The sequence below is a fragment of the Acidobacteriota bacterium genome, assembly GCA_035529075.1.
In the GTDB taxonomy this organism is placed as follows: Bacteria; Zixibacteria; MSB-5A5; order GN15; family FEB-12; genus DATKXK01.
In genome coordinates this window covers 218684-243714 of the sequence record DATKXK010000014.1, presented here as the reverse complement: position 1 = coordinate 243714, position 25031 = coordinate 218684, and the positions used below count along the sequence as shown (strand labels likewise).

Here is a 25031-nt window from a genome sequence, read left to right as displayed (position 1 = left end):
GACGCCAACGGGACGATCTGAGAGGAAAGATAGAAAGGGTAATATTAAAACGCTTACTTCAGCAAGATCATTTTACGTGAGGCGCTGAAACCGCCCGCCTCGAGACGATACAGGTAGATGCCCGAGGCCACCGTACCATCGTCCTGATTCCGGCCGTCCCATACCACCTCGACGGTGCCGGCACCGTCCGACCCGTTAAACTCCCGGACCAGCCCGCCGGCCACGTTATAAATTCTCAGGCCCCACGCGGTCGGCTGCGGCAGCGTGAAGCGAATCGTCGTGGACGGGTTAAACGGATTGGGATAGTTCTGGCCCAGCGAGTAGCTCTCCGGCAGCGTAGCCTTCAGGTTTACAGTCGGATAGGGACGTCCGTAGTAGTCGCTGATCTCAGAGTAGACCAGCCGCAGTGAGCCGTCCCCTGAATACGGTATCTCGATAATGCTGTTGTTGCCGGGCGCTATTCGTCCCGGACCGATATCAAACACGAGCAGTTTGAGTTGCCCGTCGGTCACGCCGTACATCAGGTCGAGCTCCTGAGCCGCAGCGGACAGCCGCACGTCGTCGACGCGGATTCCGGGGTCGAGGTCATAGACCAGGTACATCGCGCCTATGTCGCCGGGAGCCTCCGTCGATATTCGGACGAGATCGGAGCCGATGGCGGTCGCCACCAAAACCTCCTCGCTGTACGGCACGGGTCGCGGAATCGGGTCGGCGTCGCCGATCACCACTCGGATGAGATACGACAGGTCGGCCACCGTCAACGTCAGGCCGTCGGCGTTCACGTCAGTAGCCGCAATCTGTCCGGCGATGTTGACCGTAAACGCGCTCAGGCCTTTGATGAAGTAGTTGGTGAACGTTACGACGTCGGAGATTTCATACGCCAGGCCGTTCAGATTGATATCGCCACGGTCATCAATGGAATCAGGGTGGGTGATACAGACGCCGCCGTTAACGTACTCTATGCAGCGGAGAGGCTCCGACTTGTCTCCTCCACTAATACAATCGTCGGGGGCGCCGAGGCCGAACGGTCGCGCGCTTTCGGGGAACTGAACGTCGTCCGTCTCATCCCACAAGATTACACCCTCGTAGGTATAAATGCGGCGATCAATGAACAGGACACCGCCGGATGGGTCGGAGAACGAGTTGTCGGCACAGGCGTACCAGACGAAGTTGATCGGGATGAAGAAGCCACCGATATTCTGATCGTTGGCGACCTGGTACTCAATGAAGACCGACGGACCGCTGGGGCCGTACGCCGAATCGGGCGGATGAGCCGCGCCGTTGTTCTGGTCCGCGATACCCACGAAGCGGACGATTCCGGAAGGACAGGCGGTACCGCAGGCGCCGCCTCCCAGGTTCCATGTAAAGTACTCCCAATCCTCAATAACGCCACCATCGATGGTGGCATTCTGGAAACTCAAGATCGAGGCATCATAGCCCATCAGAATTGAGAATCCTCCAACCTCTTCGTTGCTCTCAAAGTTCATGGCGACCGTCTTGCGCAATCCGACCGGCGTGCACTCGCCGCCGTCGATAGTCACGCGCAGGCAGACGTCGCAGTCATCCTTGAGCACGACATCGACAAGGAGTGTATCCTCGACCGTGTTGCAGCCGTCATCGGCCTCGAAACAGAAGGTATAGGTTCCGAAAGTGTCAGGGACGAAGCACAGCTGGCCGCTGCCAGGATCGGCCTGAGCGAAGCCCCCGATACCGCATACCTTACTGACGGTCACCTCGGATTCCGCATCCATAGCGAAGACGCCGTTGATACAGATAGGATCAGTGTCTCCCGGGCAGCGCTCAAATGTCAAGGTCGGCGGCAACGTGAGCGCGGGCGGCTGATCCGCCTGAACGTCGATTTGCATCAGGCAGGTGTCAGCTCCGCAATTCCCGGTCGCGATTATCTCAATGGCATAGTCGCCGGGCCCGGTCACCGGGACGCACACGAACCCGGCCGCATAGTTTCCAATCGGGCTGACAGTGACATTGGTGATGGTGCCGGTGATTTCTACCGGGACACACAGTGTTTCCGGCTCGGCCAGGCATAAGAGCGTATCAACTGTCTCGGGACACGTCACGGCCGGCGGCTCGGCCATGTTCACTTTCAGAGTAAACTCACACGTATCGCTGACGCACTGGGCCTCGGCGATGACCTTCACGTCATAGCTCCCGCCGGTGTCGGCGTAGATGCATATCGTACCGGTACCCGGATCGTAATAACCACTCGGACTGACCGTAACCTTGGCATCAGGCGGCGAGATCGGGGCAATCACGCATATGTTGCCGGGCCCGCAGATGGAATGGTGCTGCACGTCGTCAGGACAGAATATGGACGCTGCCTCTCCTTCGCTGACCGTCACAGTGACGGTGTCGGCGTCCTTTTCGCCGCAGGCATCGAAAACCTCTACGACAATCTCGTAGGTGCCGAAATCCGGCGGCGTGAAGCAGACGGCACTGTCACCCGAGACGTTGCCCAGGGAGGCCGTTATCGATTCGATATTGTCATCCGCGTCGGTAACCTGAAGATCGATACAGATTTCAGCCAGGCCGCATTCCGTCAGTGAAGTATCGGGACCGGCCACGATCACCGGCGGCTCGTTAAACTCAGCGCTTACCGTGAACGAACAGGTATCGGCTCCGCAGTCGCCTGAGGCGATCATGGTGATTTCAAGCACACCCGGCTCCAGAATCGGGACACAGACCTCACCGCCGCTGATGTAGGCAGGGCTCGTGGCCGTCACCGTCAGAGCCGAAGAGGACGCCTCAAAGGGGTAGCATACGGTATCCGGGTCGCACAGGGGCTCGTTCGCGTCCGGCGGACAGGTAATCGTCACGGGCCCGGGAATATCTACGGGTATGGCAACAACGCAAGTGTCGCGGTTGCACTCCGCATCGGCGACCACCGTAATCTCATAAAGTCCCGACGTGTCGGCCTGGAAACACAGCGTACCGTCGGACCAGCCGCCGAAGCTGGTTGAGACCGTATAGCTCTCTCCGGTGACTGCGAGCGGGACGCACACCTGGTCCGCCGCGCATAGCTGAACGGAGGGGAACGGATCCACGGGACAATCAATTGCCACCGAATCACCCGCGGCCACCTCGACGCAGACCATGATGGAGTCTTTCAGCCCGCAGGTATCGGTGGCGATGATCGACAGGCAGGCCTGCCCGAGATCCTGCGGCGTGAAGCAAACCGTACCGCCGGCCTCGTCGTAGCGACCGCCAACGACGTTGACCTGATCCAGGTTGCCATCGGGATCATCGATATCGACCGGCAGGCAGATTTCCTCAAACTCACATACCGTTACCGCCCCGGGCGACTCATACGTGATTACCGGCGGCCGGTTCAGCGTGACGTCAACGAGGATTTCATCACTGTCCGACAGGCCGCAGGAGTCGGTGGCGGTCACGGTGATTTTATACAGGCCGGAGGTGTCCGGGGTGAAGCAGACCAGGTCACGGTAGTCGTCAAACACTCCCCCATCGGCGGTCACCAGCAGGACGTTGTTGTCCACGTCCGTAATCCCCACCGGCAGGCAGATTTCCTCGAACTGGCACTGAACAACCGCCTTGTCCTGTGGCAGGATCACCAGCGGCCGGCTGTTGGTCTGCACCGTAACGGTAAAGTCGCAACTGTAGGTGCCACAGGCGGTGGCAACGTTTACCGTAATCGTGTTTTCCAGGCAACAATCGGAGTAGAAGCAGGCCGAAGAGGTGGCCTCATCCCACCAGACGTTGGTTCCGTTGACGGTTACCTCGGCTCCCTCCGGGATACCGTCAACCGGGAAGCAGAGTGTATCGGCCTCGCACAGGAACACGGTCGTGTCGGCGGGGCACTTCAGGGACAGGCTTTGATCGGTTTCGATGGTAACTACCGCCGTCACCACGGTAATCGCTCCGCAGACATCCTCGGCGGTCAGAGTAAACTGGTACTGGCCCATCGAGAACGGGATAAAGCATATCAGGCCGTCCTCGTAAGTCCCCGGGCCGTCAAAGGTCACCGACACCAGATTGCCGTCGGCATCCACGACTTCGGTGCTCAGGCAGATCTCCTGCGGCGAGCATATGTAAATCGACGTATCCGTCAAGCCGCTGATCACCGGCACCTGGTTGACCTGGATCGTCAGGTCAGCCGTATCCGCCGCCACGGCGCCGCACGAATCGGTCACCTGCACAATCAGCGTGTAGACTCCGCTCGTATCCGGGATAAAGCAGACCTGGCCCGCCTGAGCATCGTAATCGCCCATGCTGGTGACGACGGTGGCGATGTTCTCGTCAACAACGTCAACGGCAACGCAGACCTGAGGCTCTTCGCAGATGAAGTACGTCCCCGGCTCTGCGCTGACGGTGGGAGCGGCGTTCACGTTCACGGTAACCACGGCCGTATCGATGGCCACGTTACCGCAGGAATCCGATACGCTCACGATTATCGTATACACGCCGGTTGCCTCGGCGTCAAAGCAGATTTGCTCGTCGACGTCGTCATAGGTGCCGAAGCTGACGGAATACTCCGCGATGTCAAAATCAGTGTCCTCGAACACAGCCGGCACGCAGACCTCGGCCGGATCGCAGAGCGCGAAAGTGAGGCTGTCGGGCATGTCAATGACGGGCGGACGGCCGAGTGTCACCGTTAACGACGAATAACATGTATCGGCCTGCGCCTCGTTGGCGGCGATTATCTGCAGCTCGTACGTGCCCGCGGTGTCAACGTCGAGGCAGACGTAACCGTCGGCGTATTCACCCACGGGCAGGACATCCACGGAAATGGCGGTGCCCGAAACCGTGACCGGCATACACAGGGTCTCGGGGGTGACCAGGCAAAGCACTGTATCAACGCTTCCCTCGCAGACGACCAGCGGCGGGATGTACTGGATTACCTCGACCTCCACGACACACGTATCACTGCTGCATTCGGCCGCCGCAATGATCGTAAAGGTGTACGTGCCGGGTTCCTCGATATAGGCAATCAACTCACCGGTGCCGAAATCATAGCGGCCGAACGGCAGAACCGTGACCTCGGCGTCAACCGGCGTAATCGCAATAGGTATCATAAGAGAGCCGGGAAGATCGATGGCCAACGACATGGGCGCGGGCGGGCAATCTATCGCGGCGTACGTTCCCTCGCTCACCGCAATCAAAACGGTATCTTCAGCCACCGCGCCGCACGAATCCGTCGCCGTAATGACCATTTCGTAGTCGCCGAAAGCCTCCGGCGTAAAGCAGATTATCGTATCGTCGATCAGGCCGAGCGTCGTTCGAACCTCGACGAGGTTGTCGTCGGGATCGAACAGGTTGAACCCGATGCACACCTCCCCCAGTTCGCACAGCACCGCCAAGGTGTCATTACCCGCCACCAGGACGGGCGGCTCGTTGGCATCTACATTGACCACAAACGTGCAACTGTCGACGTTACAGTAGCCTTCAGCAATAACCACAACCGTGATTTCCCCCTCGGCGTCGACCGGAATGAGCACGGAGTTACCGTCGGCGGAAGTCCCCTCCGGCAGGGCGGTGATGTTCTCCACGTCGCCGAGAATGGTCAGCGGCAGGGAGATTGAACGCGGCAGATCGCAGAAGAACAGCGAGGTGTCGGAAACCGGGCAGACCACCTGGACGGAATCGAGAATGTGCACGTCGAAGGTCAGGTCCAGCGTATCCTCGTTACACGCGGCGACGCCGATCATGGTTATGGTATACAGGCCGCTCGAATCAGCCACGAAACACATGCCGTCCTCGGCATCGTAGGTCCCGTACGACACGACAATCCCGGTCGGATCACCGATAACAGTGACCGGCCAGCAGATCGTCTGGGGGCCGTCGCAGAAGAGGAATGGCTCGACCGGCGGGTCGGCCTGAAGGTCCACCCACGCCGCAGCGGAGACCGAGACAACGACCGTATCGTAGCCCTCGGCGCCGCACTCATCTATAGCCGTAAGGATAATTTCATAAGTGCCGAATGCCTCGGGCGTAAAGCAGACCTTGCCGCCGATCGGCGGTGAGGCAATCTCGCGCACGAAGTCAACCGCCGTCGCTCCGCCGGTCTGACCGCTCGCGCCGCTCGTATAGCTGATCGTCACGGAGCCCAGCGAGCTGACCACCTCCAACAGGTTGTCGTCCGGGTCGGAGGCTTCAAACGGCACGCAGATCTCTTCAAGCTCACAGAGCGTAAGGCTGGTATCACGCGCGCTGACCGTCGGCGCACCGTTGAACTCGGCGGTGACCGAGAAGGTGCAGATATCCACGTTGCATTCGCCGTCAACCCCGCTCAAAGCCCGCGCCGTGACCACCTGAGCGCCCGGTGCCAGGACCGGCACCATGATCATGCCGTCTGCGAGATAGGCCGGCGGGTCAACCACGACCTGGCCCTGCAGCCCGCCGTCACCGACCGTCTCGAACGGGAAGGCCAGCGTATCCGGCCCGCAGACAAGAACCGTTGTATCCGGCGGGCAAGTCGTGAACAACAGCCAGTCTATCACCTGGGCATTGACCGGGACCTTGCAGGTATCGCTGTTGCAGTCGGAGGAAGCAGCAATCTCCAGCAAGCCTACCAAGCCTTCCTCACCCACGTAAAACTTGATAAAACCGTCTTCCAGCACGGCCCACGGGCTCAGTACTTCGACAACGTAATCCTGCCCGGCGAACCAGCCGGAGACGTCCATGTACACAGAGTCCGGCGTACAGAGCAGGGTGTCGAGGCCGGGCGGGCAGTCGATGGATACCCAGCCGGGATTCTTCACCAGCGAAACCACGACGGTATCAGCCCCGACCAGCCCGCAGTCGTCGGTCGCGGTGAGGATAATCTCATAATCGCCGAAATCGGTGGGGACAAAGCAGACGCTATTGTCCGCTACGCTGCCGAGCGTGGTTGAGACACCGACGAGGTTATCGTCGGCATCAAACACCGTGAACGGCAGGCATACTTCGGCCGGCAGCTCGCACAGGGGCTCCATTGGAACATCCGTAACGGCAATCGTCGGCGCGGTGTTCATCTGAACCGCGACCTCAATCAGGTCGCTGTCGGCCAGGCCGCAGGAATCAATCGCCGTGACCGACACGATGTAGGTTCCGGACGTATCGACGTCGAAGCAGATCAGGTCCCTGTAATCGTCAAACACGCCCTCGCCGACCGGAGTACCCCCGGCATCCACCAGGAGTACCGATACCAGCGCGGGGTTGACGTTGCCGTCCACGTCCGTAATGCCTACCGGCAGGCAGACCGTGGTCGGCTCGCAGAACTGCATGGCCGTATCCTGCGGCAAAATGACCAGCGGCTCGCTGTTGGTCTGCACCTGGACGGTGAACTCGCAGCTGTAGGTGCCGCAGGGGGTGGTGACGTTTACCGTAATGGTGTTTTCCAGGCAACAATCGGAGTAGAAGCAGGCTGAAGAGGTGGTGTCGTTCCACCAGACGTTGGTCCCGCTGACTTTCACCTCGGCGCCGTCCGGGACGCCCTCAACCGGGAAACAGAGCGTGTCCGGTTCACACAGGAACACGGTCGTGTCCGGCGGGCATTCAAGGGCTACAGCCTGGTCGGTCCGTATAGTCACGATCGCGGTTTCGGTCACGGAAAAGCCGCAACTGTCGGTGGCCGTCAGGGAAATCGCGTACGTGCCCTGGTTGAAGGCCACAAAGCATATCCGCCCCTCGCTGAGCGTGTAGGGTTCGCTGACCGTAACCGTGGCCAGGTCACCGTCCGGGTCACTCACCAGGGGCTCCAGGCATATCTCCTGCGGAAAGCAGAGATACACCGTCGTATCCTCGAAATTCGCTATTACCGGGGCACTGCCGATCTCGACCGTAACGGCGACGGTGTCAGCCGCGACAAGACCGCAGTCATCCTCGGCCCGCACCCATACCGTGTAAACACCGGCGGTGTCGGGCATGAAGCAGAGCCGTCCGGACTCGGGGTCGAACCCGGGCACGTTGGACGTGACCAGGCCGATGTTGTCGTCGTCTATGGTAACGTCGATGCACACCTCCGACGGCTCGCAGCCGGAAACCGTGAAGTCAGGCCCGAGATCGATCAGCGGTGTCTCGTTCAGTGTTACCGTGACCAGCATCGTATCACTGTCAGTCCAGCCGCAGGAATCCACGGCCGTCAGGATGATCGTGTACAGACCGGATGTATCAGCCGTAAAGCAGACGCGATCACTGGCGTCGTCGAACTCACCGAAACTGACGGACACCTCGGCGATATTGAAGTTCGGATCGTCAGCCGTCGCCGGCAGGCAGAGTACCTCCGGCTGGCAGAGGGAGAACTGCTGATCATCCGGCAGGGTCGCGACCGGGGCTTCGTTCAGCGAGACGGTCACGGTCGCCGTGGCCACGCCCATGAAGCCGCAACTGTCGGTGACCCCCAAGATAATTATATACTGCCCGGCGGTGTCCGGCGTGAAGCAGACACTGCCGTCGGCGAAGCTAAACGGTTCGTCGACCGATATGGTCGCTATGTCACCGTCGGGGTCCGTGATCTGCGGAGTCAGGCACACTTCCTCTGCATCGCAAAGGAAGACCGACGTGTCCGAGAAGTCCGTGATGACCGGCGGCCCGCCGATTTCGACGGTAACCACGACGGTGTCCGACGCGGTCAGGCCGCAGTCGTCTTCCACCGTCACCCAGACCGTGTAGACTCCCGACGATTCGGGCACGAAACAGACACGGCCCGTCTCCGGATCGTACACGCCAAAGTTGCTCGTAACCGATTTCACGTTGTCGTCGGCGACGCCGTCGTCAATGCAGATCTCGGTGGTCGTGCACTCGTCAACCGTGAAGTCATCGCCGAGGTCGACCAGTGGCGGCTCGTTGAGTTTGATCGTTATGATCGCCGTATCACTGTCAGTTGCGTCACAGGAGTCAATAGCAGTCAGGACGAGGGTGTACTGGCCGGAGGTGTCGGCGGGAAAACAGAAAATGTCCGAGGCCTCGTCATATGACCCGAAGTTGACCGAGACCGCGGCAATATTGAAATCCGGGTCGTCGGCCGCCGCCGGCAGACAAACGATCTCCGGCTGGCAAAGGGATATCTCACGGTCATCAACCATCGTAACGTACGGCGAGCGATTCAGCCGTACCGAGACCGGCATGGAGCACGTGTCCGCGCCGCAATCGTCGACGGCCTCGATGACCACGACGAGCTCGGTCGATTCGTCGGCCGTCACGCAGACCGTGGTGCCGTCGATAGTCGCGTTCCCGGACAGGACGTTCAGCGTAACCTCGTCCGGATGATTGTCGATCAACTCTATGTCGAAGCAGAAAGTGCCCGGATCGCAGGACCAGAAATCCTGAGTTTCCGGACACACCAGCTGCGGGGGATCATCGATTATCACGATAACAGTCACGGTGTCAAGGCAGCACTGGGGCTCCGCCTCCTCCAGTCCGGAGGAAAGCTCATCGGCCGCCAGCACGCAACTGTCGGCGGCACGGTAGATAAACCGGTAAGTCGCCGAGTCAACCTCGGACGGCCAGAAGCAGGTCCGACCGGAGGTGTCACTCAACCGGGTGAACGAACCGAGGCCCTCGAGCTGCTGAAGCGTTATGGGATCACCCTCCGGATCGACGGCAAGGACGTCAAAGCAGACTTCCTCAACCCCGCACAGGAAAATCGTGGTGTCGAACCCGACGCAGTACGGCGGCAGGTTAAGCACGAGGTTGTCGGTGATCGTGGCCGTGTCGGCGCCACAGGCGTTGCCTACAGCCACCTCGAACACAAAGACCCCGGACGTGTCAGGCTGGTACGTTATAGCTCCGGTCAGGGGATCCACGGTACCGGGACCCGAAACCAGTTCGAAGACCCAGTCACCCTGCGGGTTGTCATAGCTCAGGAGGAGGACTCTCTCCTCCTTGAGACTGCACAGTTCGGCGGCGAATGACTGATCCGATAAAACGGGTGGATTGCCGAGCTCCACCGTAAACGTTACTGAACCATAGGCCTCGTGCCCAAAGCGGTCTTTTACCATGAACTGGAATTCATAGACACCGGCGCCGTCGGCCTGGAAACAGACGGTGGTCGTGAAAACGTTCGGAAACGTGTCCGGGGGCATGTCAATCGGGCCGGATACCAGCGTCAGGACCAGCGTGTCATTAGCGTCGGGGTCGCTGGCGCTAACCTCGAAACAGACTTCTTCGGGGCCGCAGAGGTACAGCGTGGTGTCGTTCGGAAGTGTCAGGCTGGGCACCCAGATGTCGTCTGAACCGCCGCCCTCGGCGGCCGTGATCCAGGAACATGAGATGACAACGAAAATCGAGGCTATCAGAAGAACTTTATTGGCTGACCCTTTCCTCAACATCTTTCCTCCAAAACGTCGAACACCTACGGGTTGACCGGCGCTGGATCGTCTGCCGGAGTCCCTCGGAACTGCCAAAGCAACTCGCCGCTAAAAGCCAGCCCCTTTGCAGGCCGCAAAACTCTGGTGCCGATCTGATCGCTATCAACCGTTCGGTGACTATAGGGCAGTAAATGGTCGCAGTAAACCCGTTGTCTTGTCGCCATAAATATATCTATTTCTGCTTGCAAGTCAAGCACCTAAGTCACTGCCGACAGTTGACGCAAGAATCAGGCCAACTCTGTTTCAATGCTAACCCGAAACGCTTCCCCTTTCCATCCCCCTGCTTTTGCAGCCGGATCGCGTTTTTGTGAATTGGAAGGACAGTTTTGTGCCGACCGTTTCCTATTCTGTCGCCGATCATGGCATATAGACTCCGGGTTTGCCCCGGCCGGCCCGTCCGCGCAAAACCGAGCGAAGCCGTCAGAGCGGCCAGCCTGAATATCCAACAATATGGACCTCGTGGGGGCTACTTCACAATTCCGGGCGATGATCTTGGTACGGCTGCGTATGGTGGATGGACGCAGAAGCTGCGACGTGCAGACCTGGCCCGTCCGCCGTGCACCTTCGGCTGCCGGCCGTCAGCCAACCCGTACGGGATATATCCCCTTGACTTAGTCCGCAAGATGCATAGCTTTAGTCCGACGGGGACGTGATGTTACCCGTCGATGCCCACCTTTCAACCACGTGCGGGGGCCGTCGGAATCCACGGGACCCGCGACCGGGTGAAAGGGAGCGCCGCTGCATGCACACAACCGGCAGGAGGCCTCGCGTGTTGGACAACTACCCACTCTTGAATACTCGCTTCACTACCCGGCTGGCTACGCTCGTGTTGGCCATCACCCTGCTATGCCTTGACGCCTGCCCCGCCTCGGGACAGGAACTGCAATACAATCCACGGCACCGCGGTTCGTGGTTCAGCGCCGGTCTGGGCGGGGGCAACTTCGCCTACGCGGCGGGCGCAACACTGTCCGCGCGCAGAGACGGTAAGCTGGTGACGCTACGCTGCATGTGGAACTCGCAGACCCGTTTTTTCGATTTTCCCGAGGAAACGGTCTGGGATGTCGGCCTGCTGGCCGGGCTCATCCGGCCCGGATCTCGTATCACGATCTCGCTGTCGGCAGGAATTGCCGTGGTCGGCGGGAGCCGACTCGGACGGCAACTGCCGGGGTATCTCTTCCCCAAGTACGAGGAGGATGAATTCACGACGGTGGGAATGCCGTTGGAAATCCAGGTGACTTCGTTACCCGAATCCCGCCTGAGCGGCAGTCTTCACCTGTTCGCAAACCTCAACCCTGAGCGGTCCTTCCTGGGCGCCCTTGTCTGTGTAAGGTTCGGCAAGCCCGTCTACACGGGGCGGACTGACCCCGAGGAGTCAGAAGCGGCTCGCCGCTATCACCCTTAAGCGAGCCCCCGTACGGACCGGCTATCGAATCGCGGCACCGCTGCCTTTGATTACTTGTCCCCGCCGAGTATAATCGGCAGATCTCCGGACGAGTTGCCGATAATCACGACCTTGGTGTTCGGAGACTCGGCAATCTTGAGAGTTGCCTCGATCCCCTTCCATTTCAGGTAGGATGGCGTGATGCCTTCTGCCACGATCGTCTGGAAATCGGCGACGCCCCTGGCCTCGATCCGTTTTCGCTCCGCCTCGAGTCGTTCCTTCTCGATGGTGAACTGCATCTTCTGGGCTTCCTGGTCGGCCGTCAGCTTGAAATTGATGGCCTCGGAGATCTTGGCAGGAATCTGGACGTCGCGAATAAGGACGCTCTGGACCTCGATAAACTTGCCTGATATCTGCAACGTCAGTTCCTGGACAATCTCGTTTTGGAGCTCTTCGCGCTTTGTCGAGTAAATCTCCTCCGGCTTGTAGCGTCCCGCGACGGCGCGCGCGACCGCTCTGAGGTTCGGCGCCAGGGCTACGTCGTAGTAGTTGGGCCCTATCGTTACCTGGAGAGAGTCAAGCTTGAGCACAAGCGGCACGTACAGGACCGATGCCTCCATGCGAATGGTGGCGCCGTCCGACGAAAGTACCGTGAGGTCCTCCCGCCGCTCCTGGATCTGCACCTTGTAGACCATCATCTTGTTCCACGGCAGGTGCCAGTTGAATCCCTCATCATAGATCTTGCCAAACTCCGTACCGTCGCCGAAAGTGCTGAAGAAGACCCCCCTGTGTCCGGACGGAATCTGCGTGCCGCAGCCGACCGCGCCGAGGGCCACAAGTACCACTGCCAGAAGCGGTAACCCGGATATCCTCCGTGCTTTCATACTACCTCCATGTAATGTTTGATATTGAGACAACTCTGCTTTGTCTACCTAAAGTACCACCCGGCACACCGGCTATTCAACTAAAAACGAGCCGCGATGACCGCGACCGGCCATATGCCGTTACGGTGGAGGCAGAATTCGGGGCTGTCGGCGGCGCGCCGGCGCCTCAGAACAGCCGGTAGGGAACGCACCAGCGCCGGGTGGGGAAGAATTCGTCGTCGTGAATCGACTGGAAGAACAAGAAGCCGTATCTCGCTTTGCTGCCGTTTCTCGTGTCCACGCTGCCGCTGTAGCTGTCGCGCGACTGCTGAACCTGGTCGAGTGTCTGTGTGCGAAATCCCTCCTGGCTGTCGGCCGCGATGAGCGGATAGTCGCGCTTCGCGCTCGTCACCGAGCCCGCCCACTGAGTGACCACCGACAGCACGCCGCCGTTGTTTATCTGAACGATATCTTCCAGCTTGACGTAATCCCGGACGCCAAATGCAGCCGAGACGGTCAGGGACCGATTGGTGTAAAGGTTGAGGTTACCCGTGAAGCTAGTATCACGATCACCGCTGGGAGCGGTGATCGACACGTACAGCGGCGCATTGACCGACCCCAATCCGTTGTAGCCGTAAAGCTTCCAGCCGACATAGTCCTGCGCGTCACTGCCGAGCTTCAGGAAGAAGCCGTACCTGACGAACTCGCGGTCGGACGTGTCCACGAGTGTCTCAGCGGCAAAAGCGCGCGTGGTCTCGATGCTGAACTCGTCCGTAACCGTCGCCCATGCCTCGCGCAATCGCCCGAGCAGGCCGTAGTCTGCATACACATCTTCTTCCGGCCTGGGACTGCCGTCCGGCAGTCTCAGCGGCACCAGGCCCACGTCGATGGTCCGTTTGTGGCTGAGTATCCTGTCGCGGTACGTGGCGGAATCCTGGTGCCCGACAACATACGGTTCGGTCGGGAACAGGCCGCCGGTACGGAACAACTCACCGGCTTCCGGTGATTGCTGCACGTACGCGGCAACCTCGTCGGCATCGATAACGAACGGGACGTCCTTCTCCCCGCAGCCGGACATGCCGGCAAAAATCGCGATTGCCAGGATGACCGCGTACCGGATGTGCCTTCGTCTCACCATAATTGAACCGCCAAAACGTACCATAATATATACTGTTACCGCCTCCGTTTTGTTTTGTTCTTTTTGACTTTGTCCTTGAGTTGCTTGATCTCGTCGCGGATCAGAATAGCCGTTTCAAACTCGAGATTCTGCGCGGATCTCCTCATGACCTTGAGCATGAAGGCAAGCTGGTCCTCGTGGGACATCATAGCAAAGTACTCCGGTTTCTCGTACTTCGCGTCGACAACCGTCCTGCTGTCGGCGAAGCTGGTCGACCTCAGGATTTCCTCGCGCGTCTTGTGAATCGTCTCCGGATTGACGTTGTGCTCGAGGTTGTAGGCCGTCTGTCTGGTGCGGCGACGGTTGGTCTCTTCCTGCGCTTTCCTCATGGAGTCGGTGATCTTGTCGGCGTAAAAAATCACCTCCCCGTTCTTGTTGCGTGCCGCGCGTCCGGCCGTCTGAATAAGCGAGCGCTCCGAGCGCAGAAAGCCCTCCTTGTCGGCATCCATGATGGCCACCAGCGAAACCTCCGGCAAATCCAGCCCTTCCCGCAGCAGGTTCACGCCGACCAGCACGTCAAACTCGCTCAGACGAAGGTCACGGATAATCTCCGTCCGGTCAATGGTGTCAACCTCGGAATGCAGGTAGCGGACGCGAACGCCCATCTTGCTCAGGTAGGCGGTCAGGTCTTCGCTCATCCGTTTGGTCAGGGTAGTGGCAAGGACGCGTTCGCCCCGGGCGGCACGGCTGCGGACCTGCTCGAGCAGGTCGTCGACCTGGCTCGACAGCGGCTTGACGGTGATAAGCGGGTCCAGCAGACCGGTCGGGCGGATCACCTGCTCCACAACCACGCCCTCGCACTCTTGAAGCTCGTAGTCGGCGGGCGTGGCGGAAACGTAGATGGTCTTGTTCATCAGCCCCTTGAACTCGTCGAAAAACAGCGGCCTGTTGTCGAGGGCCGAGGGCAGCCGGAATCCGTGAGCAACCAGCGTCTCCTTGCGCGTCCGGTCACCGGCATACATGCCGCGCAACTGGGGCACGGTCTGGTGGGATTCGTCAATAATGGTGATAAAGTCGGCGGGCAGAAAATCGATCAGGCACTTCGGCCTCTCCCCGGCCTCCCGGCCGGTCAGGTAGCGCGAGTAGTTTTCGATGCCGCTACAGTAGCCGATTTCCCTGAGCATCTCCAGATCATAGCGCGTACGCATCTCCAACCGCTGGGCTTCAAGCAGCTTGCCCTGCGAACGGAAAATCTCCAGCTGCTCGACCAGCTCCGCCTCGATCTGACCGATGGCTTTCTCCAGGATCGGACGTGTCGTCACGAAGTGCTTGGCCGGGTAGACTGCGACCTTCGTGCGCTCAGCCAGGATTTGCCCCGTCAACGGATCGATTTCCGTAATGCGTTCGATCTCATCACCGAAGAACTCCACCCGCAGCGCGGTTTCGCGGTATGCCGGGATCAACTCTATCGTGTCGCCGCGCACCCGGAAGTTGCCACGGGAAAAGTCTATGTCGTTGCGCCTGTAGTGAACGTCGATCAGGCTGCGAATGGTCTCGTCCCGGTCGACCTGTGTCCCTGTCTCCAGAAACAGCATCTGACGCTTGTACTCCTCCGGCAGGCCGATCCCGTAAATGCAGGAGACGGAAGCCACAATTATAACGTCGCTGCGCTCCAGCAGGGAGGCGGTGGCACGCAGCCTCAACCGGTCGATATCTTCGTTGATCTTGGTGTCTTTCTCGATAAACGTATCGGTGGTGGGAATGTACGCCTCCGGCTGATAATAGTCATAGTAGCTGATAAAGAACTCAACGGCATTCCCGGGGAAAAAAGCCTTGAGCTCGCCGTAAAGCTGCGCCGCGAGCGTCTTGTTGTGAGAAATGACCAGGGCCGGACGCCCATACCTGGCAACCACGTTGGCGATTGTAAAGGTTTTCCCCGAACCGGTGACACCCAGCAGCGTTTGATGCCGCCGGTCAGCCTGAAGGCCGGAGGTCAACTCTTCGATGGCCTGTTGCTGATCGCCCCGGGGTGGGAACGGGGCTTGAAGCTCAAACACGGTCTTCTGATCCTGTTGCGTCTGGTTGGTCCTTACTGCCATCGTTTGGCCGGTTCTGCACCTTTGCTCTTAATATACCGGCTGCCGGCCCTGCGGCAATCACTAATAGCCGGGGACAGTCTGCTGGAACTTCACGCCGGAAAAGGCGTCTAAAGTCAAACCTTGTTTGCCTCGGGAGTTGGGTGAATGGAAAAATGCCTTGACTTGACCGGCATATTCGTTAGATTCTTGGGCTTAAGTCTAAATCCGTTAACGGCTTTTGAATGTTTGGAGGCTGCGTGATGTATGCAGTTTTTGAAGTTTCCGGCTTTCAGTACCGCGGCGAAGAAGGCGAGGTGCTGAAAATCGCCCTGCGGCCCGATGCCGAGGGCGAAAAGCTGGATATCGATAAAGTCCTGCTCGTGAAAACCGGGGACTCCAGTATCGTCGGCACACCTTTCATCGAAGGTGCCCGGGTGGAAACCGAGGTGCTGAAGCACGGAAAAGGTGACAAGGTTGAGATTTACAAGTACCGGCGGCGCACCAAGTACCGTCGCCGACAGGGACACAGGCAGGATTATACGGAAGTCAGGATCCGCAAAATAGTCACGCCGTAGGTGGACGGCTGGTTGGTGGACTGATGACTTGCAGAGTACGGACGGCTCTCCTTCTGGCATTCGTGCTTTTCCTGGCCGCGCACGATGCTCCGGCGCAGACGGAATACAACGTGGTCGCGCTGGACATAGAGGGCAACCGTATCGCCACCAAGTCGCTTATCCTGGGCGTCTCGTCAATTCACCTCGGTTCGCCGCTGACGCAGTCGGCGACACAGGAAACCTTGCAGCGACTATACGGCCTGGGTATTTTCTCAGACGTCCGCATTGAGGCCGAGGAAGCCACCGGCGGGCTCAGGGTGACCATTGTTGTCAAAGAGTTGCCCAAGCTCGAGGGGCTCACCATAACCGGCAACAAGAAGATCAAGACCAAGGCGATCAAGGAGAAGCTGGCCCTCGGTGTCGGGGGTTACATTTCGCCGTACCTGATTCATCTGAAGCGGCAGGAGATTCTCGATCTCTATGCCGAGAAGGGCTATTTCCGGGCCGAGGTAAGCTCCGCGCTGGAGTACAGCGAGGACTCCACGGCCGCGTCTCTCACGTACAGCATCGATGAACGTTCCAAGGTGAAAGTGGAACGGGTCGTAATGACCGGCAACGTGCGCGTAAAGGCAAACGACCTGATCAAGAAGATGCGTAACCGCAAACGCGGCTTCCTGAAAAGCTCTGATTTTGCCCAGGAGGAATACGAGGAAGACCTCCAGAAGATTGTCGAGGAATACCATAAACGCGGTTTCATCGACGCTCATCTCGTGTCCGATTCCACCCACATCAACCCCGAGACGAACCGGATGACCGTTTATCTCGAGGTTTACGAAGGTCCGCTGTATTACTTCGGCAACGCGGAATTCAAAGGCACGGACATCATGGGCGAGGAGATTCTGAGGGCGGGCCTGAAGTTCCATACGGGCGAGACCTTCAACGCCGAGACATACGAGGAGTCGCTGTACGAAATCTACACCACCTACCAGGAAATCGGGCACCTGCACGTGCGCGTCCTCGATGAAAAGCTGACCCGCAACGATTCCATCATTGACATCAGCTACGACGTTAACGAGGGGCTGCCCTCCCATATACGCCTGGTCAACATTGTGGGCAATACCAAGACCAAGGAGAAGGTGATCCGCCGGGAACTCAGGGTCTTCCCCGGCCAGGTGTTCAACCGGTCCCTGCTGCTGCGCTCGATTCGAGAGGTAATGGCGCTGAACTACTTTGCCAACGTCGAACCCGTGCCGGTCGACCTGCCCAGCGGCGACGTCGACCTGGAATTCAAGATCGAGGAGAAGCAGACGGGACAGGTTTCGGCCGGCGCCGGGTACAACAGCCAGGACAAGCTGGTGGGGTCGCTCGGCATGGGCATCCCCAACCTGAGGGGCAACGGCCAGGATATCTCCTTCAACGTCGACTTCGGGAGCCGGCGAAACTCCTTTAACGTGTCGTTCACGGAGCCGTACCTTTTCGGCCGGCCGACGCTCCTGGGGGCTGACCTCTTCCTGCTCAATCGTCGCTGGTTTAACGACTACACCGAGGGTCGCCAGGGCGGCGCGATTCGGCTGGGTCGGCGGCTGCGCTGGCCGGACAATTACGTCCGCGTTTACACGTCGTACCGGCTCGAACGAAACCGCTTCTACGACTTTGACGACTTCTTCCGAAAGGAAAACTCTTACAAGACCACGTACATGTGGGCGGCGGATTCGGTTGACGGTGAGTACGTCGCGGCTCGTGACACCACTATCATCGGCGGTGCGATTCCCGGTTCAGTGCTCGCCTACGACGAGAAGTGGAATGCGGCCTCCCGGTTCAGCATGACCGTCACGCGGGATTCGCGCAATCTGCCCGAATTCGCGACCAGAGGATCGGTCCTTTCGTACACCTTTGCCCAGACCGGAGGCATTCTCGGGGGCTTCTGGGAGTATCAGAAGCACTCCGTTTCGGTGGCCAAGTTCATTCCGCTGTTCTGGAAGTTCGCGGTGGCCGCCAAGGTGGAATACGGCGTCATCACATCGCCGGCGGGGGATAACCGGATCCTGCTGTCCGACCGATTCACCCCCGGCGGCACGACCTTCGACGGGATCGTCCGCGGCTACGACGACGGCAGCCTGACGCCCGATTCGACGGTCACCCAGTCTGACACGACGTTCCTCTACCTTGACCCGAACGCTCCGATAGGTTCGACCCCGGACAGCACCAGCTTTCTTCCGTCGTTCAAGACCCGCGTGCGCGGCAAATACATGCTGGTCACCAACCTGGAGCTGCAATTCCCGATCGCGGAACGGTCGGTTTACGCTCTACTGTTCTTTGACGCCGGAAACAGCTGGCTGCAGCGCAGGGATATCAGGCCCTTCACCGATCTTTTCGCCGGTGCCGGGTTCGGTTTTCGCCTGGTGGTCCCGGGAATCGGGACCATCGGCTTCGATTTCGGCTATCCTCTGAACCCGCCGCCAAACGGTGAAGAACAAGCGTGGAAACCGCATTTCCAAATAGGCACGACTTTCAGATAACCGTAAGTCAGGAGATACAGAGCATGCGAAGAATCCAGATAGGGATGCTCACGGCTCTCGCCGTGGCCCTTGTTTTTTCCGTCCTGGCCTCGACGGTCTCGGCGCAGGCACTCAAAATCGGCTTTGTCGACGACGAGAGAATAAAGCAGGAGTACAAGGCCTGGCAGCGCGCACAGGAGCAGTGGGAGATCGAGCGCACGGCCTGGGATGACGAGGCGACGACCAAGCAGACGGAACTGCAGGAGATCATCGACGAGTACGACAAGCAGAAGCTGATCCTGTCAGAGGAAAAGCGGCGCGAGCGCGAGGCGACAATCCGAACCAAGAGCGAGGCCCTGGACGCATACACCAAGCAGATCTATGCACCCGGGGGAACGGCCGAGCGGAAACAGGAAGAACTGATCGTCCCGTTGCTGGAAAGAGTGACCGAGGCCATCAGATTGCTGGCCGAAGAAGAGAGTTACGACGTTGTGTTTACCATGCAGAGCGGTCTGGGGTACATCAGAGAGTCCTATGATGTAACCGACAAAGTTCTTGAATACCTTGATAAGCTCGAAGAATAGAACGACCCTTTCACTGGCGGAAATCGCCTCCCGGGTGGGAGGGGAGTTGGGCGGCGACGGCAACGTGCAGATCAGCGCCGTCGCCCCGATCCAGCACGCCGGCGACGGCGACATCAGTTTTGTCGCCAACCGGGCGTACACGAAATTCATCGAGACCACCGGTGCCTCCGCCCTCGTGCTCGACCCGGACACCGCCTGCGGCCGCTGCCCGGTCATCCGTCACGAGAACCCCTACCTGACGATCGCCCGCATTGTCGATCTCCTGTATCCGGAAACTCCACTCGTTGCCCCCGGCTGCCACGACAGTGCGGTAATAGCGCCCGACGTTCACCTTGACGAGCCTGTGGCCATCGGCCCCCTCTGCCACGTCCGCGAGGGAAGCCGGATAGGCAGGCACGGCCAGCTTGTCTCTTCGGTATTTGTGGGTCGCAACGTTACGATAGGCAGCCACTGCCTGCTGTATCCCGGCGTGCAGATTATGGATGGATGCACGGTCGGCGACAACGTTATTATCCACTCAGGCGCCGTCATCGGATCGGACGGCTTTGGTTTTGCCCAGTCCGAGTCGGGCCTGAAAAAAGTCCGCCAGGTGGGCTGGGTGGAGATCGGCGACGACGTTGAAATCGGCGCCAACACGACAGTCGACCGGGGCTCCATCGGGCCTACGAGAATCGGCCGCGGGACCAAGATTGACAACCTGGTGCAGATCGCGCACAACGTGGAAATCGGCGAAAACTGCATCATCGTGTCCCAGGTCGGTATCTCCGGATCGACCAGGATCGGCGACGGCGTCCGTCTTGCCGGCCAGGTCGGGCTGATAGGGCACATCGAGATCGGGCACGGTGTTCGGGTCGGGGCGCAGTCCGGGGTTGCCAAGTCCGTCCCGGCCGGCAAGACGATGTTCGGCAGTCCGGCGCGGGACATCATGGAAACCAAGAAGATCGAGGCTGCCCTGGCCCATCTCCCGCAACTTCTGAAACGCGTCAGGGATATCGAAAAGAGATCGCGGGAGTAATCACGTCACCAGGACGCGTTCTATCTCGGCGATCCGGTCCCAGTTCTTCTCCATCTCCTGTACGAAGTGCAGCACGTCATCGCAGTCGCCGTGCTCGGCGGCCATGCGAACCCGGCAGAGCGCACCCCACTGAATCCGGTTCATCAGTTTCCACTGGGTAACCTGCTGGTTAAGGCTTTCAACGGCCATGTTCAGCTCGTTGGATACGTCGCGAAGAGGGTCCTCGGTCCTGGCTCTCAAGTGGGTTGTCAGATTACCGCTGGCTAATTTCCTGAGAGTTGCGACCAGGTGAAGCGATGGGCCCACGTAACGGGTCGCCGGAAGGATGGTCAGCACCGCCGTGGCCGTAAGCGCCGCAATCACGGCGGAAATCATGTACGGCATAAGAGTGACGGCGGCCAGCTCGGCCCGGGTGAAAAACTCGGCGACAGCCGCCGAAGACAGGGCGGTGTTGAAATAGATGATGATCGACCCGCAGGCCACGGTCGCGGAGGCACCCATAAACACGACCGTTCGGTAAAGGCGCACCCGCTGTACCCGGGCGCATTGAACCGGACTGATTGCTACTTCGTCGGCCATGGTATCCACTCCTGTTTTCGTTTGTTCATATGTCGTTCCGCGCCGCCGTTCGGGTCCGGCGCTCTTCCGCGCGGTTTCCGCAACTGGAATTCGGTCCGGCGGAGGTCAATCCTTAGTCCAATGTCGGAACATTCGGTGTGTGGATCCTGGACAGAAGAAAGCCCCGACCGGCGGGGCTGATCAAAGTTGCATGTTCAGGTTCTGCTCAGAACGGAAGGTCGTCGTCGTTGCCGCTGTCGGGCGGCTGAGCGACCTCGTCGGCGGGAGGCGGTTCCGATGCCGGCACTTCCGCGTCCGCCCGCGAACCGATAAACCGGAACTGCTGGACGACCACCTCGGAGACGTACTTCTTGTTGCCTTCCTTGTCGTCATAGCTGCGATTGTCGATTCGCCCCTCGATATAAACTTCCCTGCCCTTGCGCAGGTACTCCTTGATCACCTCAGCCTGTTTCCCCCAGGCCACGATGTTGTGCCAGGTGGTAGACTCATTGCGCTGTCCGTCCTGGCCCTTCCACGCCTCCGAAGTCGCCAGCGAAAATGAACAGACCGCTCTGCCGCCGGGCGTATACCTGAGATCGGGGTCCCGCCCCAGCCGGCCGATCAAGATAGCTTTGTTTACACTCATTCTGCCCTCTACCGCTTGATTTTGCACGAATATACCAGCGCGCCCAACGGGTGTCAAGCACAAGGGGATTTTCCTTGTTCGCCCATGGCGAATTGCCTATCGTACTGGCTGTTGCGGGCCAGACCATGGGAATACCATTCGACCAGGATACGGCAATAACCACCATCAAGAGGTTTATCACAGGCCAGTTGAACCAGTCCGGTCTGTCGGGCTACGTGGTGGGATTATCGGGCGGCCTTGACTCGGCGCTGGCCGCGACCCTGGCGGTGCAGGCGGTCGGCGCGGATAAACTGCTGGCGGTGCTCATGCCGTACCGGACGTCATCCCAAAGCGCCATCGATGATGCCGCCGACCTGGTCGACCGGCTCGGGATTGATCACCAGTTGATCGACATTTCGCCCATGATCGACGCCTATTTCAAGCAGATCGACGAGTCGAATCGGCTGCGGGCGGGCAATAAGATGGCTCGCGAGCGCATGTCGATCCTTTTTGACGTCGCTCACCGAACCGACCGGCTCGTGCTCGGCACCGGCAATCGGAGCGAAATCTGTCTGGGGTATACTACCGTTTACGGCGATTCCGCCTGCTCCGTCAATCCCGTAGGCGATCTTTACAAGACGGAAGTCCGGCAACTGGCCGCGGCACTGGACATACCGGAGGCGATTCGCAGCAAGGTCCCGAGCGCCGACCTCTGGGCAGGCCAGACGGACGAGGGCGAGATAGGCGTTACGTACGACGTGATCGACCGACTGCTCATGCGCATCGTAGATGACGGCGTGACGTCCCTGTCGCAGCTTGAGAGCGAAGGGTTCGACCCGCTGAGCATCAGCCGCGTCGTGTCTCTGTTGAATCGCAACGCCTTCAAACGCCGCATGCCGCCGGTCGCGCCGATCGGAAAGCCGCCCGTCCCGGAGTATATCCAGCTTGACCGTTAGGCTTCCGTCCATGGCAAACCCGCCCGGCAAGATATACCTGGTCCCCACGCCTATCGGCAACCTGGGAGACATCACCAGGCGGGCGATTGAAACCCTGCAGGCCGTCGATCTCGTCGCCTGTGAAGATACGCGGGTCAGCGGTCGGCTTCTGAAGAGCCTCAACCTGAAGAAGAAACTGATCAGTTATCATGAGTTCAATGAACGGGCCCGTTCGGCCCAACTGGTCAGGGACGTCCAACAGGGAAAGACAGTGGCTGTAATCACCGATGCCGGGTCGCCGGGCATCTCCGATCCGGCCTACCGCATCGTGAAGACAGCGATCGAGAGCGGTCTGCCGGTTGAGGCCCTCCCCGGACCCTCGGCCCTGCTGCCGGCGCTGACGGCCTCGGGGCTCCCCACCGACCGGTTCACCTTTGAAGGCTTTCTGCCGAACCGAACCACGGCTCGCCGCAAACGCCTGACCGAGATTAAACCGTACCCGCATACGCTGGTCTTTTATGAGTCCCCGCACCGGGTGCACCGTTGTCTTGACGATATGCTGCTGGTTCTGGGGGATCGGCCGGCGTGTCTCGCCCGCGAAATCAGCAAGAAGTTTGAAACCTACATCCGTGGAGCGCTCAGCGGCATTATTGAAGAAATAGGCCGGAAGGCCGTCAAGGGTGAGATCGTGCTGGTGGTGGCCGGTGACGTCACGGCAAAGAGGAGGGGTTCGAAAGTTGCCGCCGACGAGTAGTCTTGCATCTCGCCTGTATCCGTACGACTGGCTCGTGGCGGGTTTCTGCCTGCTGTTGATTACGCTCGCGCTGGCCCTCGGCCGCCCGCTCGTCGATTATACCGCCCAGCTCGCTTTATACGGTTCGGTCATCCTCCTGATAGTGGTGATCGTTCAATTCGCGGATGCGCGCGCCGGCGGCGTGCAGGGGTTCCTGCGGCTGTTGTACCCGGTCCTTTTGTTCGGTCTGTTCTACCGCTCCATGGGCGGCATGGTGTTTCTTTTCTCCGACGGGTTCTTCGACTGGCAGTTGACGACCTTCGAACACATGATCCTCGGCGTCAACCCGACGCTCTACATCGATCAACACCTGCTTAGCGTCCGGCTCAACGAGCTTTTCTCGCTCTGTTATCTCAGCTATTACCTGATGGTTCCGGGGCTGTTCATCGTGCTGTACGTCAGGAAGGAATACGATTTCATCCGGCGGGCGCTGACCGCAATCTGCCTGGCCTTTTTCCTCTCGTACGTCATGTTCATCCTCTACCCCATCGAGGGACCTCGTTTCCACTTCGCGAACGAATTCATTCACGACGTGGCGGGCCCGCTCTTTCGCCCCCTGACCGAGTTCGTGATCACCAACGGGGCGTTTCACGGCGGCTGCATGCCGTCGTCACACGTCGCCGTGGCGCTGGTGGTCATGTTCTACGGTTTCCGTCTGAGCCGAGCGGCAGGGCTGGCCCTGCTGCCGGTCACTGTCGGCCTGGCCATAGGTACCGTCTGGGGGCGGTATCACTACGTCTCGGACGTCGTTGCGGGGGCCGCAATCGGCGTCCTTGCCTATGTCCTTGTTTTGAAGTACTATGACGCGTGGTCCGGAGCCGGTGGCAGGGAGCCCGCGCGAACGGAGACGAGAACGGAATATGTTACCTGAGTTGTTTCACATCGGCCCTTTGCCCATTCGCAGTTACGGCCTGATGCTGGCCTTTTCCTTCCTCCTCGGGGTCTACTACATCTACCGGGTGAGCAGCCGCGACGGCAAGCCATTCGAACAATACCTGACAGTGGCCTACATACTGGTTTTCGGCGGCATCATCGGGGCGAGGCTGGCCTATATCGCTTTGCACGTGTCCGAGTTTGCCGGCAACTGGGGGGCTGCCTTCAACCCCCTGCATTCTGACCGGTTCGGCATCGCCGGGCTGAACCTGTACGGCGGCGTGCTGCTGGGCCTTGCCGGTACCATCGTATACTGCCGCCGCAAAGGTCTGCCGGTGCTGGACGTGTTTGATTACTTTTCCCCGACCCTCGGCATCGGCCTGGCCCTGACCAGGATTGGCTGCTTCCTGAACGGCTGCTGTTTCGGCACCCCGACCGAGCTGCCCTGGGGCGTGACTTTTCCGGCGGGGTCGATTCCGTTCGCCGTCTTCGGCCAACAACATCTCCACCCCGCGCAGATCTACAGTTCGCTCTACGGTCTTCTGCTTTTTGTCACCCTGCACTACCTGATGAAGCGGAGACGATTCACGGGGCAGTTGATCGCCGTCCTCTTCATGGCGGAGGCAACCTTCCGGTTCGCTATCGAATACGTACGGTATTATGAAGAGGCGATGGTGTTTTCGCTGGGCTCGATTCAGCCCACCTACAACCAGGTGGTGTCGGTAGTGCTCTTCCTGACCGGTGTTATCATCTACGTTGCCGGGAGCAGGCGGGTAGCACCCGGTGCTCGCGTGGACGCCCGTTCGTCGTAGGCTGCGCCCGCGCCGCCGCC

The 25031-nt window shown here is 59.6% G+C and carries 15 protein-coding genes; 9 read left to right on the top strand and 6 right to left on the bottom strand.

Features of this window, described 5'->3' with window-relative positions; all coding sequences use genetic code 11:
- Nucleotides 1–53: 53 nt before the first annotated feature.
- On the bottom strand, nt 54–10286 hold the full coding sequence (locus VMY05_08620) for a T9SS type A sorting domain-containing protein (protein ID HUV31134.1): 10233 nt from the start codon (nt 10284–10286) through the stop codon (nt 54–56).
- 808 nt (nt 10287–11094) lie between these two features.
- Here VMY05_08620 and VMY05_08615 point away from each other — a divergent pair.
- Nucleotides 11095–11727, top strand: coding sequence for a hypothetical protein (locus tag VMY05_08615; protein ID HUV31133.1), 633 nt, complete (start codon nt 11095–11097; stop codon nt 11725–11727).
- Between the two features lie 50 nt (nt 11728–11777).
- Here the strand turns inward: VMY05_08615 and VMY05_08610 are convergent, their stop codons facing one another.
- The 3 genes from VMY05_08610 to uvrB form a co-directional block, all read right to left on the bottom strand.
- Nucleotides 11778–12590 (bottom strand): prohibitin family protein, encoded by an 813-nt coding sequence (locus VMY05_08610; protein HUV31132.1) that lies wholly within the window; start codon nt 12588–12590, stop codon nt 11778–11780.
- 166 nt (nt 12591–12756) lie between these two features.
- Nucleotides 12757–13707 (bottom strand): hypothetical protein, encoded by a 951-nt coding sequence (locus VMY05_08605; GenBank protein ID HUV31131.1) that lies wholly within the window; start codon nt 13705–13707, stop codon nt 12757–12759.
- Nucleotides 13708–13742: 35 nt separating this feature from the next.
- Nucleotides 13743–15785: an excinuclease ABC subunit UvrB gene (uvrB, locus tag VMY05_08600; protein ID HUV31130.1), complete on the bottom strand. Its 2043-nt coding sequence runs from the start codon at nt 15783–15785 to the stop codon at nt 13743–13745.
- Between the two features lie 239 nt (nt 15786–16024).
- Here uvrB and rplU point away from each other — a divergent pair, with 239 nt between their 5' ends.
- From rplU to lpxD, 4 genes are read left to right on the top strand one after another with little or no spacing between them, the layout of a single operon-like run.
- Entirely contained in the window at nt 16025–16339 is a 315-nt protein-coding gene (rplU, locus tag VMY05_08595; protein HUV31129.1) for a 50S ribosomal protein L21, read from the top strand.
- Between the two features lie 23 nt (nt 16340–16362).
- Entirely contained in the window at nt 16363–18837 is a 2475-nt protein-coding gene (bamA, locus tag VMY05_08590) for an outer membrane protein assembly factor BamA (protein ID HUV31128.1), read from the top strand.
- Nucleotides 18838–18860: 23 nt separating this feature from the next.
- Nucleotides 18861–19400: an OmpH family outer membrane protein gene (locus VMY05_08585; protein ID HUV31127.1), complete on the top strand. Its 540-nt coding sequence runs from the start codon at nt 18861–18863 to the stop codon at nt 19398–19400.
- Nucleotides 19381–20415: a UDP-3-O-(3-hydroxymyristoyl)glucosamine N-acyltransferase gene (gene lpxD, locus VMY05_08580; protein ID HUV31126.1), complete on the top strand. Its 1035-nt coding sequence runs from the start codon at nt 19381–19383 to the stop codon at nt 20413–20415. The genes VMY05_08585 and lpxD overlap by 20 nt, the downstream gene beginning before the upstream one ends.
- On the opposite strand, the gene VMY05_08575 is transcribed toward lpxD, so the two are convergent.
- Both VMY05_08575 and VMY05_08570 read right to left on the bottom strand, forming a co-directional pair.
- The gene (locus VMY05_08575) at nt 20416–20994 is read right to left on the bottom strand and encodes a hypothetical protein (protein ID HUV31125.1); all 579 of its coding nucleotides are present in this window, start codon (nt 20992–20994) and stop codon (nt 20416–20418) included.
- A 205-nt stretch (nt 20995–21199) separates the two neighbouring features.
- On the bottom strand, nt 21200–21619 hold the full coding sequence (locus tag VMY05_08570) for a single-stranded DNA-binding protein (GenBank protein ID HUV31124.1): 420 nt from the start codon (nt 21617–21619) through the stop codon (nt 21200–21202).
- Nucleotides 21620–21744: 125 nt separating this feature from the next.
- Here VMY05_08570 and VMY05_08565 point away from each other — a divergent pair, with 125 nt between their 5' ends.
- The 4 genes from VMY05_08565 to lgt are packed head-to-tail and all read left to right on the top strand — an operon-like array spanning nt 21745 to nt 25011.
- Nucleotides 21745–22554: an NAD+ synthase gene (locus tag VMY05_08565; GenBank protein ID HUV31123.1), complete on the top strand. Its 810-nt coding sequence runs from the start codon at nt 21745–21747 to the stop codon at nt 22552–22554.
- A gap of 10 nt (nt 22555–22564) precedes the next feature.
- Nucleotides 22565–23287 (top strand): 16S rRNA (cytidine(1402)-2'-O)-methyltransferase, encoded by a 723-nt coding sequence (rsmI, locus tag VMY05_08560; protein HUV31122.1) that lies wholly within the window; start codon nt 22565–22567, stop codon nt 23285–23287.
- Complete coding sequence (locus VMY05_08555) at nt 23271–24197, top strand: phosphatase PAP2 family protein (GenBank protein HUV31121.1); 927 nt, start codon at nt 23271–23273, stop codon at nt 24195–24197. Before rsmI ends, VMY05_08555 begins: the two co-directional genes overlap by 17 nt.
- Nucleotides 24187–25011, top strand: a complete 825-nt coding sequence (gene lgt, locus VMY05_08550) for a prolipoprotein diacylglyceryl transferase (GenBank protein ID HUV31120.1) — start codon at nt 24187–24189, stop codon at nt 25009–25011. Before VMY05_08555 ends, lgt begins: the two co-directional genes overlap by 11 nt.
- Nucleotides 25012–25031 lie beyond the last annotated feature (20 nt).

What these genes read in the sequence shown, in the direction of transcription:
- VMY05_08620 (HUV31134.1), bottom strand. Translation starts at nt 10,286, where the DNA reads ATGTTGAGGAAAGGGTCAGCCAATAAAGTTCTTCTGATAGCCTCGATT.
- VMY05_08610 (HUV31132.1), bottom strand. Translation starts at nt 12,590, where the DNA reads ATGAAAGCACGGAGGATATCCGGGTTACCGCTTCTGGCAGTGGTACTT.
- VMY05_08605 (HUV31131.1), bottom strand. Translation starts at nt 13,707, where the DNA reads ATGGTGAGACGAAGGCACATCCGGTACGCGGTCATCCTGGCAATCGCG.
- uvrB (HUV31130.1), bottom strand. Translation starts at nt 15,785, where the DNA reads ATGGCAGTAAGGACCAACCAGACGCAACAGGATCAGAAGACCGTGTTT.
- rplU (HUV31129.1), top strand. Translation starts at nt 16,025, where the DNA reads ATGTATGCAGTTTTTGAAGTTTCCGGCTTTCAGTACCGCGGCGAAGAA.
- bamA (HUV31128.1), top strand. Translation starts at nt 16,363, where the DNA reads ATGACTTGCAGAGTACGGACGGCTCTCCTTCTGGCATTCGTGCTTTTC.
- VMY05_08585 (HUV31127.1), top strand. Translation starts at nt 18,861, where the DNA reads ATGCGAAGAATCCAGATAGGGATGCTCACGGCTCTCGCCGTGGCCCTT.
- VMY05_08575 (HUV31125.1), bottom strand. Translation starts at nt 20,994, where the DNA reads ATGGCCGACGAAGTAGCAATCAGTCCGGTTCAATGCGCCCGGGTACAG.
- VMY05_08570 (HUV31124.1), bottom strand. Translation starts at nt 21,619, where the DNA reads ATGAGTGTAAACAAAGCTATCTTGATCGGCCGGCTGGGGCGGGACCCC.
- VMY05_08565 (HUV31123.1), top strand. Translation starts at nt 21,745, where the DNA reads ATGGGAATACCATTCGACCAGGATACGGCAATAACCACCATCAAGAGG.
- rsmI (HUV31122.1), top strand. Translation starts at nt 22,565, where the DNA reads ATGGCAAACCCGCCCGGCAAGATATACCTGGTCCCCACGCCTATCGGC.
- lgt (HUV31120.1), top strand. Translation starts at nt 24,187, where the DNA reads ATGTTACCTGAGTTGTTTCACATCGGCCCTTTGCCCATTCGCAGTTAC.